Below are 22,688 nucleotides of genomic sequence, written 5' to 3' on the forward strand. Positions count from 1 at the left end.
CATGATCATCGGCAACGTCGCCATCGACGCCGCGATCCGGCTCACCGCCCGGTGGATCCTCATCGTGGCGGCCACGGTCTTCGCGTTCTGGAAGACGTGGCAGGACGTGTGGCGCAGTACCACCGAGGGCACCGCCATCGGTTACGTCTTCGTCGTCCCGGCACTGTGCATCTGCGCGGCGATCGGCATCTCGTTGCGGCGGGAGGGCGAACTCCCCATCCACGACCGCCAGACGGACAAGATCGTGGGCGGCATCGGCCTGCTGGTCACCCTGGCGGTCCAGGTGCTGCTCCTGCCGCGGTTCGCAGAGGACTACCAGTTGATGCACATCGACGTCGTCGCGGCGTGGGTGTTCGTGTTCAGTTCCGCGGTCCTCGTCTTCGGGCTCCGCCCGGTGTGCCGGTTCTGGCCGGTGTGGGTGCTCGCGCTTGGGCTCGGTCCGCTGACGTACCGTTCGCTGGCGATTCTGCTCGGCGGCCAGCGTTTCCACTACGGCCTGATCATGGTCGTCCTCGCTTCCGGCGCCACCGCCATCGCCGTGAGCCGGAGCAACCGCCGCGCCGCCGTCGGTTTCGCCTGCTCGGTGGCACTGGGCAGCGTCGCGTTGTACGTGACGATCAGGATGTTCCCGACGGCGCCCACGTTCGCCACCCAGCTCGGTCCGGCCCTGGCGACCTCGATCATCGTCGGAGCCTGCTTCTACGTGCACAAGCGGCGCGGCGGCAGCCTGGCGCCGTTCGATCGTCCCGTGCGCCGCCCCACCACCATCAACAGCGGATTCACGTTCGTCGCGGTGTTCGTGGTGGCCGCGGCGCTGTTCGTGACACCGCTGCCCGACCAGAACCTGACCCCCGTTTCACCCGGACCCTCCCCCGCCGCTCATGCGGGGATCGTCGTGCCGGGCGGCTGGCAGGAACTGGACTTCACCGAATACAGCTGGCCTCGCAAGTACTTCGGTTCCACGTCGCGGCTCACCCGGCAGACCATCCGCACTACCGAACCCAACCCGGCGTGGGACGTGCAGAACCGCCCCCGCACCGTGCAGGTGGACACGTTGTCGGTGCGCAGGCCCACGACGCTCGAGGTCTACCCCAGTCACACCCAGTACCGACTGCAGAACGCCCGCGTCAGCTCGAAGATCTTCGTCGACGTCGGCCGCGGGGTCACCGCGGAGATGTACACCGTCGTCGACGACGATCTTCTCCTCACCTGGAGCAACCTCAACTTCGTGTGGGTGCGGGGCCCGGGACTCACGCAGCGGGTCAGCCTCATCACCGTCGACAATCACGACCCCGACGCGCTGTTCCCCGAGCCGGCGCCGTCGATGGCATCCAACGGCGCCAACTCGCTGGCCGTCCTGCTGCGGGGCAAGACCGCGGTCTCCGACACGGAACCGGAGTACAAGGACCGGGACATGCTCGAAACCCTGGCACGCGAGATCGTGGAGGCGCAGCAGTGGTGACCCGCGAAGACGACACGTACGACACCGAGTTCAAGGCCGCCGCCCTCCACGACGCCGTCAACGGTCTCCGCGAGAAGCATCCGATGTCGTCCGCCTCGGTCGCGTTCTACCCGTGGCAGCGCAACCTGCTGCTCGCCCTTCTGGCCGTGGGGATCGTGTGTGCGTACTTCTTCCCGATCCCGACGCTGGTGGCGGTCACCCTCTTCTGCACCATCGCGTACGTCTGGACGCTGGCCGACCGGCTGATCCTGTTCTTCCGCGGCCTCGACGGCAGCACCATCGTGAGCATCTCGGACGAGGACGCCCTCGCACTGACCGACGACAGCTTGCCGCCGTACACGATCCTGGTTCCCGCCTACAACGAACCGGAAGTGGTGGCCGATCTCATCGCGGCGATGCGGGCGCTGAGCTACCCGGAGGAGAAGCTGCAGGTGCTGCTACTCCTCGAGGAGGACGACGACGTCACCATCGACGCCGCGAACGCCGCCGGAGTCGGCGACGTGGTCACCATCCTCCTCGTTCCGCCCGCCGATCCGCGGACCAAGCCGAAGGCCTGCAACTACGGACTGCACTTCTCCACCGGCGAGATCGTCACCATCTACGACGCCGAGGACCACCCGGACCCGCTGCAACTGCGGCGGGTCGTCGCGGCATTCGACCGGCTCCCCGACAACACCGCGTGCGTGCAGGCGAAGTTGGCGTTCCACAACGGGACCCAGAATCTGCTCACCGCGTGGTTCACCGCCGACTACGCGCTGTGGTTCGGATTCATCCTGCCCGGACTGATGCGCAGCGATTCACCCATCCCGCTCGGCGGCACGTCGAATCACCTGCGGCGCAGCGTGCTCGACGAGATCGGATCCTGGGATCCGTTCAACGTCACCGAGGACGCCGACCTGGGGGTGCGCATCGCCGAATCGGGATACCGCACCGCGGTCCTCGACTCCACGACGCTGGAGGAAGCGAACAGCGACGCCATCAACTGGATCCGGCAGCGGTCCCGCTGGTACAAGGGGTACCTGCAGACGTGGCTGGTGCACATGCGCAGGCCCGTGGGTCTGTGGCGGGGCCTCGGCGCCGTCGGGTTCTTCCGGTTCACGGCCCTCATGGCGGGGACGCCGCTGATCGCGTGCCTCAACATGGTGTTCTGGCTGATCAGCCTGGCCTGGATCCTGGGCCAGCCGCAGGTGATCCAGGAGGAGTTTCCCGCGTACGTGTACTTCCCGGCGCTCATCTCACTGCTGTTCGGCAACGTCGCCGTGCTCTACATGAATCTGATCGCGTGCCGGGAGACCCGGAACTCGGCGCTGCTGATCGCGGGACTGACGACCCCGCTGTACTGGGTGATGATGAGCATCGCGGCGATCAAGGGCACGTACCAGCTGATCCGCAACCCGTCGTACTGGGAGAAGACGTTCCACGGCCTGAGCGGAGCGAGCACCCCGACCGCGACCGAAACGGATGCAGCGTCATCGAATTCGGGGGCGGCGCCGTGAGGCCGGCACGCTGGCTGTTCTGGGGCTGCACCGCACTGTACGCGGTGATCGGCCTGTATCTGACTGTCGGGCACGGATTTCTGATGGGCGACGCGCTCAGTCGCATTTCCGCCGCACGTAGCGTCCTGTTCAGCCGCGACCCGCACCTCGCCGCGATCGGTTTCGTGTTCACGCCCCTGACGGCGGTGGTGCAGTTGCCGACGGTGCTGCTCAGCCACTGGTGGCCCGGCCTCACCGCGTGGGGTGTGACGGGGGTGGTGATGTCCGCGCCGTTCATGGCGGGCGCGGTGGTGCAGATCTACAAGATCGGCGCCGATCGCGGCTGCCCGCCGTGGCTGATCTGGGCGGTCACCGCGCTGTTCGCGCTCAACCCGATGATCGTGTTCTACGGCGGCAACGGCATGAGCGAGGCGCCGTTCCTGCTGCTGATGTGCTGGGCCACCCGCCGGCTGATCCGGTGGTGCACCACCGACGACATCCACGACCTCGTCGCCGTCGCGGTCGCCCTCGGACTCGCGTACCTGACCCGGTACGACGCGCTGGCCGCCGGGCTGGCCGTGACCGTGTTCGTCTTCGCGACGACCCTGCTGCGGCAGGGCTGGAAGAACAAGCGGGAACTGCTGTTTCCCGCTTCGCTCGACGCCGTGCTGGTGGCGCTGCCCACCGGGGTGGCGTTCCTGGCGTGGGCGGCCACCAGCTGGCTCATCACGGGTGAGGCCCTGCAGCAGTTCTCGTCCACCTACGGAAACGCCAACATCCTCGCGCAGAGCGGCGGCGGGTCCACCGACGCCGGATACGCCCTGATCTTCTCCGTCGCGGAGACCGTCGTGCTCGGGCCCGTGCTCCCGCTGCTGGTCCCGATCGTCGCGGTGCTGGCCTGGCGTCGCCGCGACCTCGAGGTGGTGGCAGCCGTGGTCGTCCTGGCCTCGGTGATCGCGTTCGCCACGCTCAGCTACATGCGTGGACTGACGTTCCCGTTCCTGCGGTTCTACATCTGCGCGCTTCCGCTGATGGCGGTGCTCGCGTTCCAGCTCGTCCCGCCGGGTGGTGCGCTGGTGGAGCGCCGGCACGGCCCGCACGGGTTCACCCGCCGTCTCGTCGTCGGCTCCCGATCCGTTCCGGCGGCCCTCGCGGTGGCCCTGGTCGTCTTCACGCCCGTCGCCACCGGTGCGCTGATGGTGTCCCCGACCCTGTCGGATCAGCAGTACGCGCTGGAATCGGTGGTGTTCCCCGCGCCGCACGACACCTCCGACAAGCGGCGCACCGAGCGCCGGATCATCGCCTCGTTCAGCACCGAACGGGAACTGGCCCGCCACATCGACGGGATGAGACTGCCCGAGGGATCGGTGCTCATGGACACCGTCTACGGGTTCGCCGTGTACACCGCGACCGACAACCCGCGCACGTTCGTCATCCCCTCCGACCAGGACTTCACGTCGATCGTCAACCGGCCCGCCGAGCACGGCATCCAGTACGTCCTCGCCGTCCCCAACACCGGTCGTGGCGAGTCCGACGCCGTCAACCGGCGGTACCCGACGCTGTACGAGACCGGCGCGGACATCGCGACACTGCAACTCGAGATACCGAACGACGGCCAGGACCAACCCACCTGGCGGCTGTACCGGGTGCTGTGACCGTCAGCGGGTGCCGTTGCGTTCGCGGAGCACTCCCCGCACCGGGTCGTCCGGACCGATGTCGTACGTGCATTCGCCGTGACGCGGGTCGGGCACGAACGCCCACAGCAGCGCACCCGCGGTCCCGGCCGCACGCTGGCCGTCTATCTTCACGGCCACTTCCCGGGCCCGCTCGACGACGGAGACGCATCCCGCCCCCGAATACTGTCCGATCTCCGCGACGAGGATCGGTTTGCGGAGGTGTTCGGCCTGCTCGATGTGCAGGGCGAGACCGTTGTACTGGTCGCCGGGCAGGGGAACGCCGTCGGCGCCGTAGTCGTGGTACTGCAGGACGTCGAGTGCGGGCGAAGCTCCCACGAACTCGTAATCCGTTCCCGCCGTGCCGCACTGACCGCCACCGATCATCCCGAGTGTGATCGGGTGGCGGTCGTCGAGGCTCCGGACGAGACCACCGGCCTGATCGACGAACGTCCGCAGCGTCTCGCCGGCGGTGTCCGTGCAGCTGTGGAACGGGGTCAGCGGTTCGGGCTCACCGATCAACTCCCACATCGCCAGCGACGGGGAGCCCTGCCACCGTTTCACCGCCGTCGCGACCCAGTCCTCGTAGCTGAGCACCGCACCGGGGGGGACGCTGCGCCAACCGCCGTCGTACCATTCGCTCGACTTGAAGATCTCGTTGCCGCACGATCCGTCCTGCGCGGCGAGGACCGGGATCACCAGCTGGCGGTGCGCCTCGGCCGCCCGGAAGACGTTGTCGATGCCGGTGAAGTCCAGCGCCCCGGTCGTCTTGTCGATCGCCAGCCACTGGAACGCGTTGAACCGGGTGAGTGACCCCTCCGGCAGGCCGCCGAAGAAGCCGTCCAGGTCCACCTCCGCACCGCACCCGCGGTTGACGGACCAGTCGGTGGCCAGCTGATAGGCGTTCAGCCCGGCGGGCCACCACGGCCGGCCGTCGAGCGTCAGCCCGGACGCGGACGCCTGCACCCGCGGCACCGGCGGCTGCGACTTCGCCGGTTCGGCCGTTCCGCATCCGGCCAGCGCGAACAGCGCGGCCGCAAGCAGCAGCGCCGTCGTGCGACGTCCCGTCATTGCTGCCAGGGTGCCAGGTTCTCGCGTCAACGGCACCCCGAATCCACCGTGTGCGACAGTGGTGCGATGAGCCCTGTGGTGACGATCGACGAGTTGGCGGCGCTGTTGCGCAGCGACGCTCCCCCGGTTCTCCTGGACGTGCGGTGGGCCCTCGGCGACACCGAGGGCAGGCAGCATTACCTCGACGCGCACATTCCCGGGGCCGTGTTCGTGGACCTCGACACCGAACTCGCCGCCCCGGGACGCCCGGAACTCGGCCGGCATCCGCTGCCGGAGGTGACGGACCTCCAGGTCGCCGCGCGCCGGTGGGGCATCCGGGCGGGCAGCACTGTCGTGGTCTACGACGCGACGGGGAACCTCGCCGCCGCGCGGGCATGGTGGCTGCTGCGCTGGGCCGGCGTCGCCGACGTGAGCATGCTCGACGGCGGCCTCGGCGCGTGGACGTCGGCGGGCCGGCCCGTCCGATCCGGCGACGAGCAGGCGCGAGTCCCCGGTGACGTCGTGCTCACCGCGGGCCACCTGCCGACGCTGACCGCGGACGAGGCCGCCGAATTCGCCGACCGCGGACACCTTCTCGATGCCCGTGCCGCCGAACGGTATTCGGGAGCGACCGAACCGGTCGACCCCCGCGCCGGCCACATTCCCGGCGCCCACAGCGCCCCGACGTCCGAGAACCTCGGGCCCGACGGGCGGTTCGTGCCCGCCGAGGCGCTGCGCGCACGGTTCGCCGCGGTCGGCGCCGAGTCCGGACGTCCGGTAGGCGTCTACTGCGGATCGGGTGTGACGGCGGCCCACCAGGTTGCGGCGCTCGCGCTCGCGGGCATCGACGCCGCCCTGTACCCGGGGTCGTGGTCGCAGTGGTCGTCGGATCCCGCACGTCCGGTCGCCACCGGCCCCGACCCGCGGTAGCGGCGGGTCACCCCGCCCGGCCTGCCGCCTCCACGTCGTGCGCCGGGTAGGCGTGGATGAAGGCGGTGCTCAGCTTCGGGACCGCGTGGGTGAGCGTGTGTTCCGCGGTGTGCGCGACGCGGTGCGCGTCGCTGAGGGTGGTCGACGGATCGACGTCGAGTTCGGCGTCCGCGTGCAGGCGGTGCCCGATCCAGCGCATCTTCACGCTTCGCACCCCGACCACTCCCGGTTCGGCTGCGAGGGCCTGTTCGGCGGCGTCGACCAGTCCGGGGTCGACACCGTCCATCAGTCGCCGGAACACGTCGCGGGCGGCGGTCCGCAGCACCAGCAGGATCGCGGCCGTGATCACCAGGCCCACCACGGGATCGGCGAGCGGAAAACCGGCCGCGACGCCGCCGGCGCCCAATACCACGGCGAGAGAGGTGAATCCGTCGGTCCGCGCGTGCAGTCCGTCGGCCACGAGTGCCGCGGAGCCGATCCGCCGGCCGATCCGGATGCGGTACAGCGCCACCCACTCGTTGCCGGCGAAACCGATGACCCCGGCGAGCGCCACCCACCAGAGGTGCTGGATGGGCACCGGATCGAGCAGGCGCCGGACCGCTTCCACGCCCGCGATGACCGCGGACAACGCGATCATCACCACGACGAACAACCCGGCGAGGTCCTCGGCGCGGCCGTATCCGTACGTGAACCGCCGCGTGGCCGCCCGCCGTCCGAGGGCGAACGCGATCCACAGCGGGACCGCCGTCAACGCGTCCGAGAAGTTGTGGATCGTGTCGGCGGCGAGCGCGACCGAACCGGACAGCACCACCACGATCACCTGGGCCAACGCGGTGACACCCAGCACCACCAGGCTGATCTTCACCGCCCGGATGCCGATCTCGCTGGCCTCGAGAGCGTCGTCGACGCTGTCCGCGGAGTCGTGGCTGTGCGGGGCGAAGATCTCGCGGATCGCCCCGCGGACTCCGCCCGAATGGCCGTGCCCGTGGCCGTGCCCGTGGCCGTGGTCGTTCACGAGGCACCTTCCTCTGCGGCGAGATCCGCACCGTCGTGGAGGACCTGCAGGTCCCCGGTCGCGCGATGGTGCCCGGGGATGCCGGGGCCTGCGTGCTCGGCGTTGAACACGGCGTCGGTGACCAGCTGCTGCACGTGCTCGTTGGCGACGCTGTAGTAGATGGACGTGCCCTCCCGCCGCGTATGCACGAGGCGGGCCATCCGGAGCTTCGCGAGGTGCTGCGAGACCGACGGCGCCGGCTTCCCGACCCGTTCGGCCAGCTCGTTCACCGACAGTTCGCCGCCGACCAGCTGCCAGAGCACCTGCACGCGGGTGGCATCGGCCAGCATCCGGAAGACCTCGACCACCAGCCCGACCTGGTCGTCGTCGAGTCTGCGCCGGCAAACGCGCTTATCTGCATTCATACGCAGATAATAGGCCACTTCGGGTTGTGATGCATCAGACACCGAAAAGACTTACTTGCTTGCACTAACGATGTATATAGTTGCTTGCATCAAGTAAGTCGTCCTTCAGGGGTTGCCATGTCCGTCACGTCCGTGCCTTCCGTATCGCTGGGCACCACCGAAGCGCTCATCGACGAGGTTTTCCTCTTCGGCCGAGTGCTCAAGGAGGCCCTGATGTCGGAAGCCGACGACCACATGCCACGCGCGCTGACGGGGGTCCTCCTCGTCCTCGCGGCTCGCGGGGAATGCCGGCAGAACGAACTCGCCACGGAGATGTGCGTCGGCCAGTCGTCACTCAGTCGCCAGATCACCGATCTGGTGGAGTTCGGCTACGTCACGCGCCATCCCGATCCCGCCGACGGGCGCGCATTTCGAATACGTGTCTCGGAAGGCGGAATGGCGTACGTCAAACAATTCAGAACCCAGCGCGCCGCACGAATGCAGAAATTGCTGACGGGGTGGAACGAGACCGAGGCAGCAACCGCCCTCGACTCGATCAGGCACCTGAAGGAAACACTCGTCGACCCAGAACACCGGATCGCCACGAGCTCGAACCCGATTGGAACACAAAGCGTATGACCGAAACACAGACTCGGCCGCCGGTTGAAGAAACGACGGCCATGACGCACCGCCAAATCCTCGAAGCCCTCACGGGTCTGCTCGCAGCGCTGTTCACCGCACTGCTGAGCAGCACGATCGTCGCCACCGCACTCCCGACGATCATCGGCGACCTGAAGGGCACCCAGACGGCGTACGCCTGGGTCATCACCAGTGCACTGCTCGCCAATGCCGCCTCCACCCCCATCTGGGGCAAGCTCGCCGACCTGTTCAACAAGAAGGTCCTGGTCCAGAGCGCGATCGTCATCTTCGTCATCGGCTCGGTGATCGCAGGATTCGCGCACAACGTGCCGATCCTGCTGACCGCGCGTGTCATCCAGGGCATCGGCATGGGTGGCCTGACGGCACTCGTCGTCGCCATCATCGGCACCATCGTCTCGCCCCGTGAACGCGGCCGGTACTCCGGCTACATGGGCGCCGTCATGGCCGTGTCCATGTCGGGTGGCCCGATCCTCGGCGGCGTCATCGTCGACAGCCCCCTCGGCTGGCGCTGGTGCTTCTTCGTGTGCGTCCCGCTCGCCGTCATCGCACTGTTCCTGCTGCAGCGCACGCTGCACCTCGCGACCGAGAAGAAGGACGACGTCTCCATCGACTGGCTCGGCGCCCTCCTGCTGACCGCCGGTGTGTCCATCCTGCTGATCTGGGTCTCGTTCGCCGGCAAGGCGGGCTACTACGAGTGGTTCTCCCGCGAGACGGCACTGTACGTCGGATCCGGTGTGCTCCTGCTGGCCGCGACGATCCTCGTCGAAGCCAGGGCAAAGTCGCCGATCATCCCGCTCAAGATCGTCACCGAGAAGACCACCGGACTCGCCATCATCGCGTCCATCGCCGTCGGTGTCGGAATGTTCGGCTCCACCACGTTCCTCGGCCAGTACTTCCAGACCTCGCGTGGCTACACCCCCACCATGGCCGGAGTGCTCACCATCCCGATGGTCGCCGGCATGCTCATCGGCACGGTCGGATCCGGACAGCTCATCACCCGCTTCGGCAAGTGGAAGCCGTTCGTCGTCGGCGGCGCCGTCCTGATGATCGTCGGCTTCGGATTGCTCGGCACCCTCGATCACGAAACCAACCTCACCCTGGTCGGCACGTACATCGCGATCGTCGGTCTCGGCATGGGCATGCTGATGCAGAACCTGGTCCTCGCGGTGCAGAACACCGTCAGCGTCCAGAACATCGGTGCGGCATCCAGCTCGGTCGCCTTCTTCCGGACCTTCGGCGGCGCGATCGGCGTCTCGGTTCTCGGTTCGGTGCTGGCCACCCGCGTCGCCGACCTGTCGGCCGAGGGGTTCGCGAAGCTCCGCATCCCGACCGGATCGAGCGGCGGCGGCGGAAGCCTGGACCTGGCGTCCATGCCCGCTCCCGTCCGGGAAGTCATCCGCGCCGCGTACGGAGACGCAACGGGGCGGATCTTCCTGATCGCCGCCGTCGTCGCCGTCATCACCCTGATCGCCGTCATCCTGATCCCCAACCGCCCGCTGCGTCGCACCATCGACCTGTCGAGCGAGCAGGAGCCCGTCCAGGAACCCGAGTACGCCCCCGTGCCGGACTACGCACTCGAATCCGACACGGCGCCGATCCCGTCGTCCGACGTCCGCAGCGGCAGGCACGAGGCACCCGCCGATCAGCACCAGCCCTTCGCCGGGCTGAGCGCCGACGCCCGGGACCGTCTCCTGTCCATGCTCCTGCCCCAGCCGGAGCGGACGCTGGAAGCGATCGACGAAGCGGAGAAGATCCGCGACGAGGTCAACCGCCTGCGTAACGATCTCAACGCCAAGCTCGTCGAATTCGACGAGGTCTGGGATCGCCTGCGCGAGCTGGGACTGAGTGAAGACCAAGTGGCCGGCGTCCTCGGTGGCGGCCACGTGACGGACACCGGCAACGGTGCCCTCATCCGCTGAATGAGATGATCGTTCAGTTCCACGACGCCGTCGGCTCGCCCACGTATCCCCCTCTACGTGGGCGGGCCGGCGGCGTGTTCGCTCAGTTGACCCGGTTCACCCTGGTGGGCAGCGCGAGCAACGTGCTCTACGCTCTCGCGTTCTTCACCCTCGACGTGTACGGGTCGTTCGTCGCCAACCTGGTCGGCGTGGTGACCAGTTCGATGTTGGCCAACGAACTCCACCGGCGGCTCACGTTCCGGGCCACCGACCGCGTCCGCTGGTTCGTCGCGCAGTGGGAAGGCGGGACCCTCGCCCTGATCGGGCTGGGCGTCAGCTCCCTCGCGCTCGCCCTCCTGCACACGCTCTTCCCCGGCGCCGACGGCCTCGCGCAGGTCGCGCTCGTCATCGCCGTCAGCGCCGTCGTCGGCGGGCTGCGGTTCCTCGCCCTCCGCGGCTGGGTTTTTGCCTCCGGCCTGTGAGTACTTGTTAACCACGGGCTGTTAACAAGTACTCACGGCTGGGGGCGGGTCAGGACCCGAAGATCGAGGTCGTGGGTCGGTGCCACGGCCCGGTGATCGCCAGCGTCAGCCCCGGCGACTGGATGTTCGCGAACAGGATCCTGCCGTCCGCGCTGAATACCGGACCGCAGAATTCGCTGTCGTTCAACTCGTTCCGGGCCATCGCGAACGGCTCGCCCTCCGCCGTGACGCCGACGAGGTGGCTGATACCTTCGCCGTCCTCCGCGAGAATCACGCCGCCGTACGGCGAGACCGTGATGTTGTCGGGCCCGTCGTAGTTGCCGGTGTCCACGGCGGGATCGGGGTTGACACCGAACAGGGTCTTCAACGTGATCGTCTGTTTGGCCGGGTCGAAGAACCACACCTGGCCGTCGTGCTCGGCGACGCTGCCGTCGCTGGTCCGTGCGTAGCTCGCGACGAAGTAGGCGCCGCCGTCGCCCCACCACTGCCCCTCCAGCTTGCGACTCCGGGTGACGGCGTCGTTCCCGAACTGCTTGCGCACCGACGTGCTCGTCGCGTCACGGTCCGGCACCCCGACCCACTGCACGGAGTACACGGTGCCCGGCTCGGTGGCCTGCGACAGGTCGGGGACGTGCGTTCCCCCCTGGAAGCAGGCCATCGCCTGGAGTGCGCCCGCGGTGTCGCCGCCCGGAGATTCGGCGAGTTCACGCAGCGCGTTCGGCCCGCCCCGGAAGCCCTGCGGCGGCGTCCACCGGTAGTACAGCCCGTTCGGCCCGGACGCATCCTCCGTGAGGTAGATGGTGCTCGACGCCGGATCCACCGCCACCGCCTCGTGCGCGTACCGCCCCAGGAACTTCAGCGGCACAGGACTTTTGCCCCTGTTCGCGTCCTGGCTCGCCGGGTCCACCTCGAAGACGTAGCCGTGGTCGAGCAGGAACCCGCCCTCCCCCGCGCGCGCCTCCGTCTCCTCGCAGGTCAACCACGTACCCCAGGGCGTGATGCCGCCGGCGCAATTGTTCACGGTGCCCGCGACGCTGACGTACTGGCCCTGCCGTGCGCCGTCGGCACCGACCGCAGTCGTGGTGGTACCGCCGCGCGCGCCCGTGTCGTACGTCAGTCCGTCGAGCGCGGGCACGCCGAACGGTTCGTCGCTGCCGATCTCGTGGTTGGTGACGAGCGTGGAACCGCCGGGCCGCGCGAACACGCCGATCGCGTCGGGGTCGCTCGGCACCGGCACGCCACCGTCCAACTGCGTCTCACCCGAGCGGGAGACGACGGTGTACGAAAAGCCCACCGGGAGCGAGAGAATGCGGTTCGGGTCCGGCACGAGCGGTCCGTAGCCGATCGCCTGTCCCGGTGCCGCGGACGCGAACGCCGGGCGGACGAGGGCGTCGACGCTTCCGGCGAGTGCCACACCGAGGCCGGTGAGCGCGGTGCGACCGAGGAATCGGCGGCGGTTAAGTGGTGCAGTGGACACTGTGTGAAACCTCCATGGTGACGAACCGGATCCTCAGGACGGTAGGTACCGCGGTGCCCGCCTTCGTGGACGCACCGTGGCGGGCGGATGAACCGGATGCGAACTCTCACCCGTGAGTACTTGTTAACCGCCGGCGGTTGATAAGTACTCACGGGCGGCGAAGCCGCACAACCGTTGACATGTGACCAAATGGTCACCTATTCTCAGGTGCATGGACGACGATCACGTCTTCAAGGCGCTGGCCGATCCGACCCGCCGCCTGATACTCGACCGATTGTTCGCCCAGGACGGTCAGACGCTCACCGAACTCGAGTCGCAGGTCGAGATGACGCGATTCGGGGTCATGAAGCATCTGCGTGTGCTCGAAGACGCGGGACTCGTCGTCACGCGCCGCTCCGGCCGGGAGAAACTTCACTACCTCAATCCTGTGCCGATACAGCTGATCCACAACCGGTGGATCGACAAGTACACCGAGCGTCACACTTCGGCGCTCGCTCAGCTGAAATCCCAACTGGAGGAAGAGAAATGACTACCGCCGACGCAATCCAGATCTACGCCGTCTACATCAAGGCGACACCGGAGGCCATCTGGGAGGCCATCACGAAGCCCGAGTGGTCGCAGCAGTACGGGTACGGCGGCCTCGTCGACTACGACCTCCGCGCGGGCGGCGCGTTCCGCACGCGGGCGGACGACGCGATGAAGGAATACCCCGGCGTCCCGGACGTGATCGTCGACGGCGAGGTGATCGAATCCGATCCGCCGAAGAAACTGGTCCAGACGTGGCGGATGCTGATGGACGCCGACAACGTGGAGGGTTTCACCACGCTGACCTACGAGATCGTGCAGTCGAGCAGGCCCGGAGTCGCGAAACTGACTGTCACACACGACCTCACCAACGCACCGGGCGTGGCCCAGATGGTCGCGGGCAGGCACGAGCCCGAGGGCGCGGGCGGTGGCTGGAACGAGGTGCTGAGCGGAATGAAGACGCTGCTCGAGACGGGTCAGCCGATGGTGAACTGGGGCTGAACTCCGGGTCGGCGGGCGCGAGGGCCCGACATCTGTCGGACGGCCGCAGTAAGCTCCAACCATGACGGCTGCGCAGTCGCTTGACGGGGATTTCCTCGCACTCGCCGACCCTTACCGGCGCGAGTTGCTCGCCCATTGTTATCGCATGATGGGCTCACTTCACGATGCCGAAGACCAGATGCAGGAGACGTTCATCCGGGCCTGGCGCGGATACGACAACTACCAGCAGCAGGCGTCGCTGCGGACGTGGCTGTACAAGATCGCCACCAACACCTGCCTGACGGCGTTGCAGAACAGATCGAAGCGTCCGCTGCCGAGCGGTCTGGGCGCTCCCGACTCCGACCCGACCGCCGATCTCGTCGAACGGCACGAGGTGCCGTGGCTCGGGCCGCTCCCCAACCGTCTCATCGACGACGACGCGAGTGATCCCGCCACCGTCGTGACGTCGCGCGAGTCGGTGCGGTTGGCGTTCATCGCCGCCCTCCAGTATCTTCCTGCACGTCAGCGCGCTGTTCTCGTCCTCCGCGACGTGTTGCAGTGGAAGGCGTCGGAGGTCGCGACGGCCCTCGGCACCACCACGACGGCGGTCAACAGCCTGCTGCAGCGTGCCCGGACGCAACTCGAACTGGCCACGCCGTCGGCGGACACGCTCGTCGAACCGGAGTCCCCCGAGGAACGCGAACTGCTCGACCGCTACGTGGCCGCGTTCGAGAACTACGACATCGACGGGATCGTCGAACTGTTCACCAAGGACGCCGTCTGGGAGATGCCGCCGTTCGAGGGCTGGTACCGCGGCGGGACCGCGATCGGCACCCTGGTCAGCGAAAAGTGCCCGGCCAAGGCGCGGGGCGACATGCGACTGATGCCGACGGTGTCGAACGGACAGCCGGCGCTCGGCCTGTACATGCGCGGGGAGGACGGGGTCCATCGTCCGTTTCAGCTGCACGTCCTGGACGTGACGGCCGACGGGGTCTCCCACGTCGTCTGCTTCTTCGACATCGATCTGTTCGAGAAGTTCGGACTGCCGGAGACCCCGCCCGCCTGATCCCTACGCCGGCACGGCGGCCGGGTCCATCCACATGACCTCCCAGACGTGGCCGTCCAGGTCACGGAACGCGCGACCGTACATGAAGCCCTCGTCCTGGAGCTTGCCCCACGCCGACCCACCGGAGGCAATGGCCTGGTCGACCAGGCTGTCGACCTCCTCGCGGCTGTCGGCCGAGATGCACAGCAGCGCCTCGACGGCCTTCGAGGTGTCGCAGATGCCGCCTTCGATGAAGTCCTTGAACCGGGACTCGACGAGGAGCATCACGGACGTGGACTCGTTGATCACCATGGCGGTGCAGGAATCGTCGCTGAACGTGGCGTTGAACTCGAATCCGAGTCCGCCGAAGAACTGCTTGGTCGCGTCGAGGTTCTTGATCGGCAGGTTCACGAAGAGCATCCGGGACATGTGATTCTCCTTCTCGGGTTCCGCCCAGTGCGGAAGTCATCGATACAGACCACGGCGGTGCGCGAAACTCATCGGCGACCGCGCGCCCGATTCTGTCAGCTCTCGGCGAGGTCGAGGAAGGAACCGATCATGTTCCGTCCGGCCGCCTCCACGTCGTCCATGTGTTCCCCCGACGGCGCGGTGCCGGGCGGCATGTGGGCCTGCATCACGGGCAGTTGCTCGCGGGTGAGTTCGACGTGGAATTGCAAGCCGTATGCGCGGCGGCCGATGGCGAACGCCTGATTCTCGTAGAGGCGACTGCTCGCCAACCGGACCGCGCCGTCCGGGAGGTCGAAGGTGTCGCCGTGCCAGTGGACGACGGGCACCTCGGCGCCGACGGCACCGAACACGGGATCGCGGGTTCCGTCGTCGGACACCGTCACCGTCCCGGCACCGTTCTCCGGGCTCGGCCCGCGGCGGATGGGACTGCCGAACGAGGCCGCGAGAAGTTGCGCGCCGAGGCAGATCCCGAGCATCGGGAGACCGGCGTCCACAATTTTTTTGATGAAGTTTCGCTCTCGCGGAAGTTGCGGGTGGGTAACGTCGTCGAGTGCGCCCATCGGACCGCCCATCACCACGAGGCCACCGATGTCGTGAGCGGCCGGCAGTTCGGACGCTCGGTACATCGGGTACTCGGTGTAGCGAAATCCCCACTCCGCCAGCAAAGTACCGACGAGCGCCGGCCCTTCGAACGACACGTGCTTTACAACTGCCCACGGCTTGTTCATGCCACAATTCTTACCGAGTAGGGACTTTCGGCCCTAGGCAGTTTCGGAAACTCGAATTCCGCACTGAGTGCACAAAATTGGGCAGTTCACACAGAGTTCACTTTGGCTGTACATCGGGCGAATGACAGCCGTCCAACTGGACGCTTGTCTAGTGGCATGGCTCACCCAAAACCTGTAGAAATACGGCGTCACGCTTTCGTGACCCGTCCCATATCAATTAGTTATCCGGTGGTGGTCCCTGACAAACGGAACGTCACCATCTCCCGTTACCTCAGACCACAGACGAGCCCTCCTGCGATCCGGGAAGTCGTCTACGGGATGGAAAGGGCAATAGATGCCGCTCCCCATGTCCCCCCTCGACTCGATGTTCCTTCTCGGCGAGTCCCGAGAGCACCCGATGCATGTCGGCGGCGTGGAGATCTTCCAGCTCCCCGACGGCGCCGACACGTACGACATGCGCGCGATGCTCGACCGCGCGCTCGCCGAGGGCGACGGAATCGTCACCCCCCGGCTCGCCAAGCGGGCCCGCCGGTCCTTCTCCTCGCTCGGCCAGTGGAGCTGGGAGACCGTCGACGACATCGACCTCGGTCACCACATCCGGCACGACGCACTGCCCGCCCCCGGCGGCGAGGCCGAGCTGATGGCCCTGTGCTCACGGCTGCACGGATCGCTGCTCGACCGCAGCCGCCCGTTGTGGGAGATGCACCTGATCGAGGGACTGAGCGACGGACGGTTCGCGGTCTACACCAAGATCCACCACGCGGTCGCCGACGGCGTCACCGCCATGAAGATGCTGCGCAACGCGCTCAGCGAGAATTCGGACGATCGGGACGTGCCCGCCCCGTGGCAGCCGCGCGGCCCGCGCCCGCAGCGGACGCCGTCGAAGGGCTTCAGCCTGTCAGGTCTCGCCGGTTCCACCATCCGCACCGCCCGTGAGACGGTCGGTGAGGTCGCCGGTCTCGTGCCCGCGCTGGCCGGCACCGTGTCCCGCGCCTTCCGTGACCAGGGTGGCCCGCTCGCCCTGTCCGCACCCAAGACTCCGTTCAACGTGCCGATCACCGGCGCCCGCCAGTTCGCGGCGCAGTCGTGGCCGCTCGAACGTCTCCGCCTCGTCGCCAAGCTGTCCGACAGCACCATCAACGACGTCGTGCTCGCGATGTCCTCGGGAGCGCTCCGCAGCTACCTCGAGGATCAGAACGCCCTGCCCGCCGAGCCGTTGATCGCGATGGTGCCGGTGTCGCTGAAGAGTCAGCGCGAGGCGGCGACCGGCAACAACATCGGGGTGCTCATGTGCAACCTCGGCACCCACCTGCGCGAACCGGCGGATCGGCTCGAGACCATCCGGACGTCCATGCGCGAGGGCAAGGAAGCGTACGGCTCGATGACCGCCACGCAGATCCTCGCGATGAGCGCGCTCGGGGCGGCACCGATCGGCGCGAGCATGCTGTTCGGGCACAACTCGCGGGTGCGCCCGCCGTTCAACCTCATCATCTCCAATGTTCCGGGCCCCAGCTCACCGCTGTACTGGAACGGTGCGCGGCTCGACGCCATCTACCCGCTGTCGGTGCCCGTCGACGGCCAGGGCCTGAACATCACGTGCACCAGCAACGACGACATCATCTCGTTCGGTGTCACCGGCTGCCGCAGCGCCGTGCCCGACCTGAAGTCGATCCCGGCCCGGCTCGGACACGAACTGCGCGCACTGGAGCGTGCCGTCGGGATCTGACGTCAGGTGCTCTTCCGGTCGCTATGCCCGAGATCGCGGTCGGGCGCTACCCGGTCGCGGACCAGTTGCTTGAGTACGGTGATGTCGGGGAAGCCGCCCTGCTCTTTGCGGTCCCAGATCAGGTCGTCGTCGACGGTGATGCGGAAGATCCCTCCGGTGCCGGGGACGAGTGCGACCTCACCGAGTTCCTGCCCGAACGTGCCGAGTAGTTCCTGCGCCATCCACGCTGCACGCAACAACCATTGGCACTGAGTGCAGTAGGTGATCGCGACCCGGCCGTCTACGCTGCTCGTCGTCATCGTGCCAGGTTAACCGAACACGCTCCCCCGCTTGCTGTTCGAGTTGCACGCGCGACACCTGTTCGCCATGCGGGCGTCAGCATGTTGGGGCAGACTATCGATCGCCATGCTGTGCCCCCTCGACGAAAGGAAGCCGCCATGCCCACCGCGCTCGAAGAATCGCGTCGTCACGCCCTCGACCTGACCAACGAGAAGATCCAGGCCGTCAAGGACTTCTTCACCAACATCTTCCGTCTCGACACCACGCACCGCACCGAGGCGTGAACGGGCGGGGAGGCCTTCGCCGCGAAGGCCTCCCCGCGTTCACCGGATCGTCCCGAAGAACTCCACGATCTCCGCGGCCCGGAAGTGGTCTTCCGACACGTGCGGGCCGCTCACCTCGACGAATTCGACGGAGTCCGAGCCGCGGCGGATCATCTCGACCCACGGCCCCGTGACGCCGGCGATGTTCGCGACCTCGTCCTCCCGCGACGCGTACACCCGAATGGGTACTCCCACATAATCTCCCGGCCGGTGCCGGACGGCGTCCCAGTGCTCGGTCCTCGATTCGAGGTCGTGCCCGTCCGCGGACAGGCCGAACGCGTCCCGCACGGTGTCGCGTCCGTGCTCGCCTCGTTCCCACACCGCGCGCAGCGACAGGGACGGTGCGATGAACACCGCACCGTCCCACGGCACCTCACGCAGGCGTACGGCGTTGGCGGCGGCGTTGCCGCCCATCGACTCGCCGATCAGGAACCGCCGCGTCACCGGCCACCGCTGGGACACCCACGCGTCCAGCGCGACCACCGCGTCCTGCGCCGACCGGTTCCCCCACCGGTCGCCGTGCAGGTACGGGCTGGCGACCACGTAGCCGGCGTCGAGCAGACCGTCCCGCAGTCCGGCGCGGTCGTCGATCGCCCTCTCGTCCCCGGTCCGCCCGTGCAGGTAGTACGCGACCGCCGACGGCGTCGCCCCGCGCGGCACCGCGACCAGCGCACGATCACCGGACCGCGGGACCGTCACCGTGTGCTCGTCGTACCCGGTGTGGTGTGCCGTGCGCCGCGTCACCGGTTCGACGGCGCCGGCACGAATTGTCACACCGCCACGCTAACAAGCAACGACGCGACGCGCGCGCTCCTATACTTCGTAGCGTTGAGCCCTAGTTGCGAGGGGTACCGATGAGCGGATTCCTGCTACGACGTGCGCTCAATTACGTGGTGCTGTTGCTGCTGGCGTCGTTCCTGACGTTCAGCCTCACCTCGCTCACCTTCCGCCCGCTCGACAGCCTGGAGCAGCGCAACCCGCGGCCGCCGCAATCGGTGATCGACGCGAAGGCGGCCGAACTGCACCTGGACGACCCGATCCCGGTGCGGTACGTGAACTGGCTGGGCGGCGTGGTGCACGGCGACTTCGGCACCACCATCACGGGTCAGCCGGTGTCGGACGAGTTGGGCCGCCGGATCCTGGTGAGCATGCGATTGCTGATCCTCGGTTCCGTCATCGGGGCCGTGCTGGGGGTACTGATCGGCGCCGCCGGTGCGATCCGGCAGTACAAGTTCAGCGACTACTTCAGCACCGTCGTGTCGCTGCTGATTCTCAGTGCGCCCGTGTTCCTCGTGGCGACCCTGCTGAAATACGGTGCTCTCCAGATCAACTCGGCCACCGGCAGTCAGATCTTCCTGTACACCGGGGAATCCTCGGCCAGCACGATCACCGGGTTCTGGCCGCAGTTCGTCGACCGGGTGCAGCATCTCGCGCTGCCGACCATCGCGCTGGCGCTGGGCAGCATCGCCGGCTACAGCCGGTATCAACGCAACGCGATGCTCGACGTTCTGGGTAGCGACTTCATCCGGACCGCGCGGGCGAAGGGGCTGACCCGGCGGGCGGCACTGCTCAAGCACGGACTGCGGACGGCGCTGATCCCGATGGCGACGCTGTTCGCGTACGGGTTCGGGGCGCTGGTCGTCGGGGCCACGTTCACCGAGAAGATCTTCGGCTGGCACGGCATCGGCGAGTGGATCGTGATCGGTATCGACAATCAGGACACCAACATCGTCGTCGCGATCACGTCGTTCACCGGGCTGATCGTGCTGTTGTCGGGGCTGCTCTCGGACGTCGTGTACGCGGCGCTGGACCCGAGGGTGCGTGTCGGGTGACCGAGATCCAGATCGCGTCCACCGACGCGGCGGTGTCGGCCCTCGGTCGCCGGACCCTGCTGTTCCGGCGGTTTCTCCGGAACAAACCCGCCATCGCCGGGGTGTGCGTCCTGCTGTTGCTGTTCGTCGCCAGTTTCGTCGGACCGTACCTGCTCCCCTACGACTACCAGCAACTCGACTACACCGCGCTGCTGCAGCCGCCCAGTGCCGAACATCCGTTCGGCACCAACCAGATCGGGCAGGACGTGCTCGCGCAGACGCTGCGCGGGCTGCAGAAGTCGCTGATCATCGGCATCTGCGTCGCGCTCTTCTCCACCGCCATCGCCGCGCTCGTCGGTGCGCTGGCCGGGTATGTCGGCGGCTGGCCGGATCGGGTGATCATGTGGCTGGTCGATCTGCTGCTCGTCGTTCCCAGCTTCATCATCATCGCCGTGTTCACTCCCCGGCTGAAGTCGTCGAGTTCGATCGTCCTGCTGATCCTGCTGCTGGCGGTGTTCGGCTGGATGATCACCGCCCGGATGGTCCGCGGGATGACGCTGAGCCTGCGCGAGCGGGAGTTCGTGCAGGCCGCCCGGTACATGGGGGCACCGACGCACAAGATCATCACCAGTCACATCGTCCCGAACATCGCGTCGATCCTGATCATCGATGCGACCCTGAATGTCGGCGCCGCGATCCTCGCCGAGACCGGGCTCAGCTTCCTCGGGTTCGGCGTGCAGAAACCGGACATCTCACTCGGGTCGCTGATCGCCGACGGCACCGAATCCGCCCTCACCTATCCGTGGCTGTTCATGTTCGCGGGCGGGCTGCTGGTGATCACCGTGCTGTCGGCGAATCTGGTGGGCGACGGTCTCCGCGACGCGGTCGACCCCACCTCCAAGCGGGCCCGCTCCCGCAAGAGCAGGAAAAAGGCGAAGCGGTGACCGGGCAACCGCTGCTCGACATCGAGAACCTGCGGGTCAGCTTTCCCAGCGAGGAGGGCCGGATCGAGGCGGTCCGCGACATCAGCTACACCGTCTCCGACGGCGAGGTGCTCGCCATCGTCGGTGAGTCGGGTTCGGGCAAATCGGTGGCGTCCCTCGCGGTGATGGGCCTGCTGCCCGAACACGCGCGTGTCACCGGATCCATCCGGTTGCAGGGCCGCGAGTTGCTGGGCATGGGTGACAAGGAACTGTCGGCGCTGCGTGGGAAGTCGGTCAGCATGGTGTTTCAGGACCCGCTGTCCGCGCTGACGCCGGTGTACCGGGTCGGCGACCAGATCGCCGAGGCGTTGCTCGTCCACGGCCGGGCAAGCAGCAAGAAGGACGCCGAGCAGCGCGCCGTCGACCTGCTCGACCTGGTCGGGATCCCCGATCCGGCGGTGCGCGCCAAGGCCTTTCCGCACGAGTTCTCCGGCGGCATGCGCCAGCGCGTCGTGATCGCCATCGCGATCGCGAACGATCCCGCGCTGATCATCTGCGACGAACCGACCACCGCCCTCGACGTGACCGTGCAGGCGCAGATCCTGAATCTACTGCGCAAGGCGCGTGATCTCACCGGCGCCGGCGTCGCGATGATCACCCACGACATGGGCATCGCGGCGACCCTCGCCGACCGCGTGGTGGTGATGTACGCGGGCCGGGTGGTGGAGTCCGCGCCGGTGCGGGAACTGTTCGCCGAACCCCGAATGCCCTACACCGCAGGACTACTTGTGTCCGTTCCGCGGATGGACGCGCCGATCCGCAGCCGCCTGGTCTCGATCGCCGGCGCCCCGCCCGCCCTGCATTCGCTGCCACCGGGTTGCACGTTCGCACCGCGATGCCCACTCGCCGTGGACGCCTGCCTGCTCGCCGAACCGGAACTCGTCGCGACCGGGCCGGCCCACCGGGCGGCGTGCATCCGCGTCGACGAGAGTGGCACCCGCGACCTGTTCACGGCGTATCGGCAGGATCAGCCGGCCCCCGCCCCCACTGCGCAGACGGCACCCGAGCACCGGGTGGTGCTGCAGGTGACCGATCTGGTGAAGACGTATCCGTTCACCAGTGGTCTGGTGTTCCGCCGCAAGCGCGGTGAGATCCGGGCGGTCGACGGCATCACGTTCGACATCCGGGCGGGTCACACACTGGCGCTGGTGGGCGAATCCGGCTCCGGCAAATCGACGACGTTGACGCAGGTCCTCGACCTGTCCGCGCCGGAATCCGGGTCGATCGAGGTGCTGGGTGCCGACGTCGCGGCGCTGAGCGCCCATCGCAGGCGCGCCCTCCGGCGGAAGATGGCCGTCGTCTTCCAGGATCCGACGGCGTCCCTGGACCCCCGGCTGCCGGTGTTCGACGTGCTCGCCGAGCCGCTCCGGCTGGACGGGCGCGGTCGCGAGGAGATCGGCCGCCGGGTACCGGAACTGCTCGACCTGGTCGGGCTGCGACACGAGCACGCCGACCGGTATCCGGCCGACTTCTCGGGCGGCCAGAAGCAGCGGATCAGCATCGCCCGGGCGCTCGCCCTCGATCCGGAACTGCTGTTCCTGGACGAACCGGTGTCTTCGCTCGACGTCTCCATCCAGGCCGGGGTGCTCAACCTGCTGCGCGACCTGCAGGAGCAGCGGGGCATGTCGTACCTGTTCGTCTCCCACGACCTGTCGGTGGTCCGCAACATCGCGCACGACGTCGCGGTGATGTACCGGGGCAGGATCGTCGAGTCGGGGGCCGCGCAGACGATTTTCGAGGATCCGCAGCACGAGTACACCCGGGCACTGCTCGCGGCAATCCCCGTTCCGGATCCGACCGATTTGGCACACTAGG

At 67.7% G+C, this 22,688-nt stretch carries 23 protein-coding genes; 15 read left to right on the forward strand and 8 right to left on the reverse strand.

Translation table 11 applies throughout. From position 1 onward, the window contains the following. The first annotated feature begins 1 nt into the window (after position 1). Genes JWS13_RS14600 through JWS13_RS14610 form a run of 3 tightly spaced genes read left to right on the forward strand, consistent with a single transcriptional unit; the run spans position 2 to position 4,592 of the window. Complete coding sequence (locus JWS13_RS14600) at positions 2-1,462, forward strand: hypothetical protein (RefSeq protein WP_206006230.1); 1,461 nt, start codon at positions 2-4, stop codon at positions 1,460-1,462. Continuing rightward, positions 1,459-2,958 carry a glycosyltransferase gene (locus JWS13_RS14605; RefSeq protein ID WP_206011598.1) on the forward strand — a complete coding sequence of 500 codons (1,500 nt, stop codon included), beginning with the start codon at positions 1,459-1,461 and terminating at the stop codon, positions 2,956-2,958. Before JWS13_RS14600 ends, JWS13_RS14605 begins: the two co-directional genes overlap by 4 nt. Then, entirely contained in the window at positions 2,955-4,592 is a 1,638-nt protein-coding gene (locus JWS13_RS14610) for a glycosyltransferase family 39 protein (RefSeq protein ID WP_206006232.1), read from the forward strand. The genes JWS13_RS14605 and JWS13_RS14610 overlap by 4 nt, the downstream gene beginning before the upstream one ends. A 3-nt stretch (positions 4,593-4,595) precedes the next feature. Here the strand turns inward: JWS13_RS14610 and JWS13_RS14615 are convergent, their stop codons facing one another. Then, entirely contained in the window at positions 4,596-5,681 is a 1,086-nt protein-coding gene (locus tag JWS13_RS14615) for a beta-mannosidase (RefSeq protein ID WP_206006234.1), read from the reverse strand. Positions 5,682-5,756: 75 nt separating this feature from the next. Between JWS13_RS14615 and JWS13_RS14620 the strand changes: the two genes are divergently transcribed. Beyond that, positions 5,757-6,590, forward strand: a complete 834-nt coding sequence (locus JWS13_RS14620) for a sulfurtransferase (protein WP_206011599.1) — start codon at positions 5,757-5,759, stop codon at positions 6,588-6,590. A 7-nt stretch (positions 6,591-6,597) separates the two neighbouring features. On the opposite strand, the gene JWS13_RS14625 is transcribed toward JWS13_RS14620, so the two are convergent. Together JWS13_RS14625 and JWS13_RS14630 are read right to left on the reverse strand one after the other, a co-directional pair. After that, positions 6,598-7,605 carry a cation diffusion facilitator family transporter gene (locus tag JWS13_RS14625; protein WP_206006236.1) on the reverse strand — a complete coding sequence of 336 codons (1,008 nt, stop codon included), beginning with the start codon at positions 7,603-7,605 and terminating at the stop codon, positions 6,598-6,600. Beyond that, positions 7,602-8,009 carry an ArsR/SmtB family transcription factor gene (locus JWS13_RS14630; RefSeq protein ID WP_206006238.1) on the reverse strand — a complete coding sequence of 136 codons (408 nt, stop codon included), beginning with the start codon at positions 8,007-8,009 and terminating at the stop codon, positions 7,602-7,604. The genes JWS13_RS14625 and JWS13_RS14630 overlap by 4 nt, the downstream gene beginning before the upstream one ends. Positions 8,010-8,126: 117 nt before the next feature. Here JWS13_RS14630 and JWS13_RS14635 point away from each other — a divergent pair, with 117 nt between their 5' ends. Genes JWS13_RS14635 through JWS13_RS14645 form a run of 3 tightly spaced genes read left to right on the forward strand, consistent with a single transcriptional unit; the run spans position 8,127 to position 11,028 of the window. Continuing rightward, positions 8,127-8,627: a MarR family winged helix-turn-helix transcriptional regulator gene (locus JWS13_RS14635; RefSeq protein ID WP_206006239.1), complete on the forward strand. Its 501-nt coding sequence runs from the start codon at positions 8,127-8,129 to the stop codon at positions 8,625-8,627. Continuing rightward, entirely contained in the window at positions 8,624-10,567 is a 1,944-nt protein-coding gene (locus tag JWS13_RS14640; RefSeq protein ID WP_206006241.1) for an MFS transporter, read from the forward strand. The genes JWS13_RS14635 and JWS13_RS14640 overlap by 4 nt, the downstream gene beginning before the upstream one ends. Positions 10,568-10,572: 5 nt before the next feature. Then, positions 10,573-11,028 (forward strand): GtrA family protein, encoded by a 456-nt coding sequence (locus JWS13_RS14645; protein ID WP_206006244.1) that lies wholly within the window; start codon positions 10,573-10,575, stop codon positions 11,026-11,028. Positions 11,029-11,077: 49 nt separating this feature from the next. On the opposite strand, the gene JWS13_RS14650 is transcribed toward JWS13_RS14645, so the two are convergent. After that, a complete protein-coding gene (locus tag JWS13_RS14650; protein WP_206006246.1) occupies positions 11,078-12,505 on the reverse strand; it encodes an alkaline phosphatase PhoX in 1,428 nt (475 codons plus the stop codon). 211 nt (positions 12,506-12,716) lie between these two features. Here JWS13_RS14650 and JWS13_RS14655 point away from each other — a divergent pair, with 211 nt between their 5' ends. From JWS13_RS14655 to JWS13_RS14665, 3 genes are all read left to right on the forward strand, one after another. Next, positions 12,717-13,034 carry an ArsR/SmtB family transcription factor gene (locus JWS13_RS14655; protein WP_160101218.1) on the forward strand — a complete coding sequence of 106 codons (318 nt, stop codon included), beginning with the start codon at positions 12,717-12,719 and terminating at the stop codon, positions 13,032-13,034. Continuing rightward, positions 13,031-13,531, forward strand: a complete 501-nt coding sequence (locus JWS13_RS14660; RefSeq protein ID WP_206006248.1) for an SRPBCC family protein — start codon at positions 13,031-13,033, stop codon at positions 13,529-13,531. The genes JWS13_RS14655 and JWS13_RS14660 overlap by 4 nt, the downstream gene beginning before the upstream one ends. 61 nt (positions 13,532-13,592) lie before the next feature. After that, complete coding sequence (locus tag JWS13_RS14665; protein ID WP_206006249.1) at positions 13,593-14,576, forward strand: sigma-70 family RNA polymerase sigma factor; 984 nt, start codon at positions 13,593-13,595, stop codon at positions 14,574-14,576. Positions 14,577-14,579: 3 nt separating this feature from the next. Here JWS13_RS14665 and JWS13_RS14670 read toward each other — a convergent pair whose 3' ends face one another. Both JWS13_RS14670 and JWS13_RS14675 read right to left on the reverse strand, forming a co-directional pair. Continuing rightward, a complete protein-coding gene (locus tag JWS13_RS14670; protein ID WP_206006251.1) occupies positions 14,580-14,984 on the reverse strand; it encodes a VOC family protein in 405 nt (134 codons plus the stop codon). A gap of 95 nt (positions 14,985-15,079) precedes the next feature. Beyond that, entirely contained in the window at positions 15,080-15,751 is a 672-nt protein-coding gene (locus JWS13_RS14675; RefSeq protein WP_206006253.1) for a type 1 glutamine amidotransferase, read from the reverse strand. Positions 15,752-16,085: 334 nt separating this feature from the next. Between JWS13_RS14675 and JWS13_RS14680 the strand changes: the two genes are divergently transcribed. Then, positions 16,086-17,477 carry a WS/DGAT/MGAT family O-acyltransferase gene (locus tag JWS13_RS14680; RefSeq protein WP_124390438.1) on the forward strand — a complete coding sequence of 464 codons (1,392 nt, stop codon included), beginning with the start codon at positions 16,086-16,088 and terminating at the stop codon, positions 17,475-17,477. Between the two features lie 2 nt (positions 17,478-17,479). On the opposite strand, the gene JWS13_RS14685 is transcribed toward JWS13_RS14680, so the two are convergent. Continuing rightward, positions 17,480-17,776 carry an Rdx family protein gene (locus tag JWS13_RS14685; RefSeq protein WP_206006255.1) on the reverse strand — a complete coding sequence of 99 codons (297 nt, stop codon included), beginning with the start codon at positions 17,774-17,776 and terminating at the stop codon, positions 17,480-17,482. Between the two features lie 138 nt (positions 17,777-17,914). Between JWS13_RS14685 and JWS13_RS45985 the strand changes: the two genes are divergently transcribed. Then, positions 17,915-18,040, forward strand: a complete 126-nt coding sequence (locus tag JWS13_RS45985) for a hypothetical protein (protein WP_256974091.1) — start codon at positions 17,915-17,917, stop codon at positions 18,038-18,040. A gap of 39 nt (positions 18,041-18,079) precedes the next feature. Here the strand turns inward: JWS13_RS45985 and JWS13_RS14690 are convergent, their stop codons facing one another. Beyond that, positions 18,080-18,853: an alpha/beta hydrolase family protein gene (locus JWS13_RS14690; RefSeq protein ID WP_206006257.1), complete on the reverse strand. Its 774-nt coding sequence runs from the start codon at positions 18,851-18,853 to the stop codon at positions 18,080-18,082. A gap of 80 nt (positions 18,854-18,933) precedes the next feature. Between JWS13_RS14690 and JWS13_RS14695 the strand changes: the two genes are divergently transcribed. From JWS13_RS14695 to JWS13_RS14705, 3 genes are read left to right on the forward strand one after another with little or no spacing between them, the layout of a single operon-like run. Continuing rightward, positions 18,934-19,911 carry an ABC transporter permease gene (locus tag JWS13_RS14695; protein ID WP_206006259.1) on the forward strand — a complete coding sequence of 326 codons (978 nt, stop codon included), beginning with the start codon at positions 18,934-18,936 and terminating at the stop codon, positions 19,909-19,911. Then, positions 19,908-20,834 (forward strand): ABC transporter permease, encoded by a 927-nt coding sequence (locus JWS13_RS14700; protein ID WP_206006260.1) that lies wholly within the window; start codon positions 19,908-19,910, stop codon positions 20,832-20,834. Before JWS13_RS14695 ends, JWS13_RS14700 begins: the two co-directional genes overlap by 4 nt. Next, a complete protein-coding gene (locus JWS13_RS14705) occupies positions 20,831-22,687 on the forward strand; it encodes a dipeptide ABC transporter ATP-binding protein (protein ID WP_206006262.1) in 1,857 nt (618 codons plus the stop codon). Before JWS13_RS14700 ends, JWS13_RS14705 begins: the two co-directional genes overlap by 4 nt. Position 22,688: the final 1 nt, after the last annotated feature.

The sequence above is a fragment of the Rhodococcus pseudokoreensis genome, assembly GCF_017068395.1.
Classification (GTDB): domain Bacteria; phylum Actinomycetota; class Actinomycetes; order Mycobacteriales; family Mycobacteriaceae; genus Rhodococcus_F; species Rhodococcus_F pseudokoreensis.

What these genes read in the sequence shown, in the direction of transcription:
- JWS13_RS14630 (WP_206006238.1), bottom strand. Translation starts at nt 8,009, where the DNA reads ATGAATGCAGATAAGCGCGTTTGCCGGCGCAGACTCGACGACGACCAG.
- JWS13_RS45985 (WP_256974091.1), top strand. Translation starts at nt 17,915, where the DNA reads ATGCCCACCGCGCTCGAAGAATCGCGTCGTCACGCCCTCGACCTGACC.
- JWS13_RS14685 (WP_206006255.1), bottom strand. Translation starts at nt 17,776, where the DNA reads ATGACGACGAGCAGCGTAGACGGCCGGGTCGCGATCACCTACTGCACT.
- JWS13_RS14645 (WP_206006244.1), top strand. Translation starts at nt 10,573, where the DNA reads ATGATCGTTCAGTTCCACGACGCCGTCGGCTCGCCCACGTATCCCCCT.
- JWS13_RS14615 (WP_206006234.1), bottom strand. Translation starts at nt 5,681, where the DNA reads ATGACGGGACGTCGCACGACGGCGCTGCTGCTTGCGGCCGCGCTGTTC.
- JWS13_RS14635 (WP_206006239.1), top strand. Translation starts at nt 8,127, where the DNA reads ATGTCCGTCACGTCCGTGCCTTCCGTATCGCTGGGCACCACCGAAGCG.
- JWS13_RS14695 (WP_206006259.1), top strand. Translation starts at nt 18,934, where the DNA reads ATGAGCGGATTCCTGCTACGACGTGCGCTCAATTACGTGGTGCTGTTG.
- JWS13_RS14660 (WP_206006248.1), top strand. Translation starts at nt 13,031, where the DNA reads ATGACTACCGCCGACGCAATCCAGATCTACGCCGTCTACATCAAGGCG.
- JWS13_RS14675 (WP_206006253.1), bottom strand. Translation starts at nt 15,751, where the DNA reads ATGAACAAGCCGTGGGCAGTTGTAAAGCACGTGTCGTTCGAAGGGCCG.
- JWS13_RS14600 (WP_206006230.1), top strand. Translation starts at nt 2, where the DNA reads ATGATCATCGGCAACGTCGCCATCGACGCCGCGATCCGGCTCACCGCC.
- JWS13_RS14665 (WP_206006249.1), top strand. Translation starts at nt 13,593, where the DNA reads ATGACGGCTGCGCAGTCGCTTGACGGGGATTTCCTCGCACTCGCCGAC.
- JWS13_RS14655 (WP_160101218.1), top strand. Translation starts at nt 12,717, where the DNA reads ATGGACGACGATCACGTCTTCAAGGCGCTGGCCGATCCGACCCGCCGC.
- JWS13_RS14680 (WP_124390438.1), top strand. Translation starts at nt 16,086, where the DNA reads ATGCCGCTCCCCATGTCCCCCCTCGACTCGATGTTCCTTCTCGGCGAG.
- JWS13_RS14640 (WP_206006241.1), top strand. Translation starts at nt 8,624, where the DNA reads ATGACCGAAACACAGACTCGGCCGCCGGTTGAAGAAACGACGGCCATG.
- JWS13_RS14670 (WP_206006251.1), bottom strand. Translation starts at nt 14,984, where the DNA reads ATGTCCCGGATGCTCTTCGTGAACCTGCCGATCAAGAACCTCGACGCG.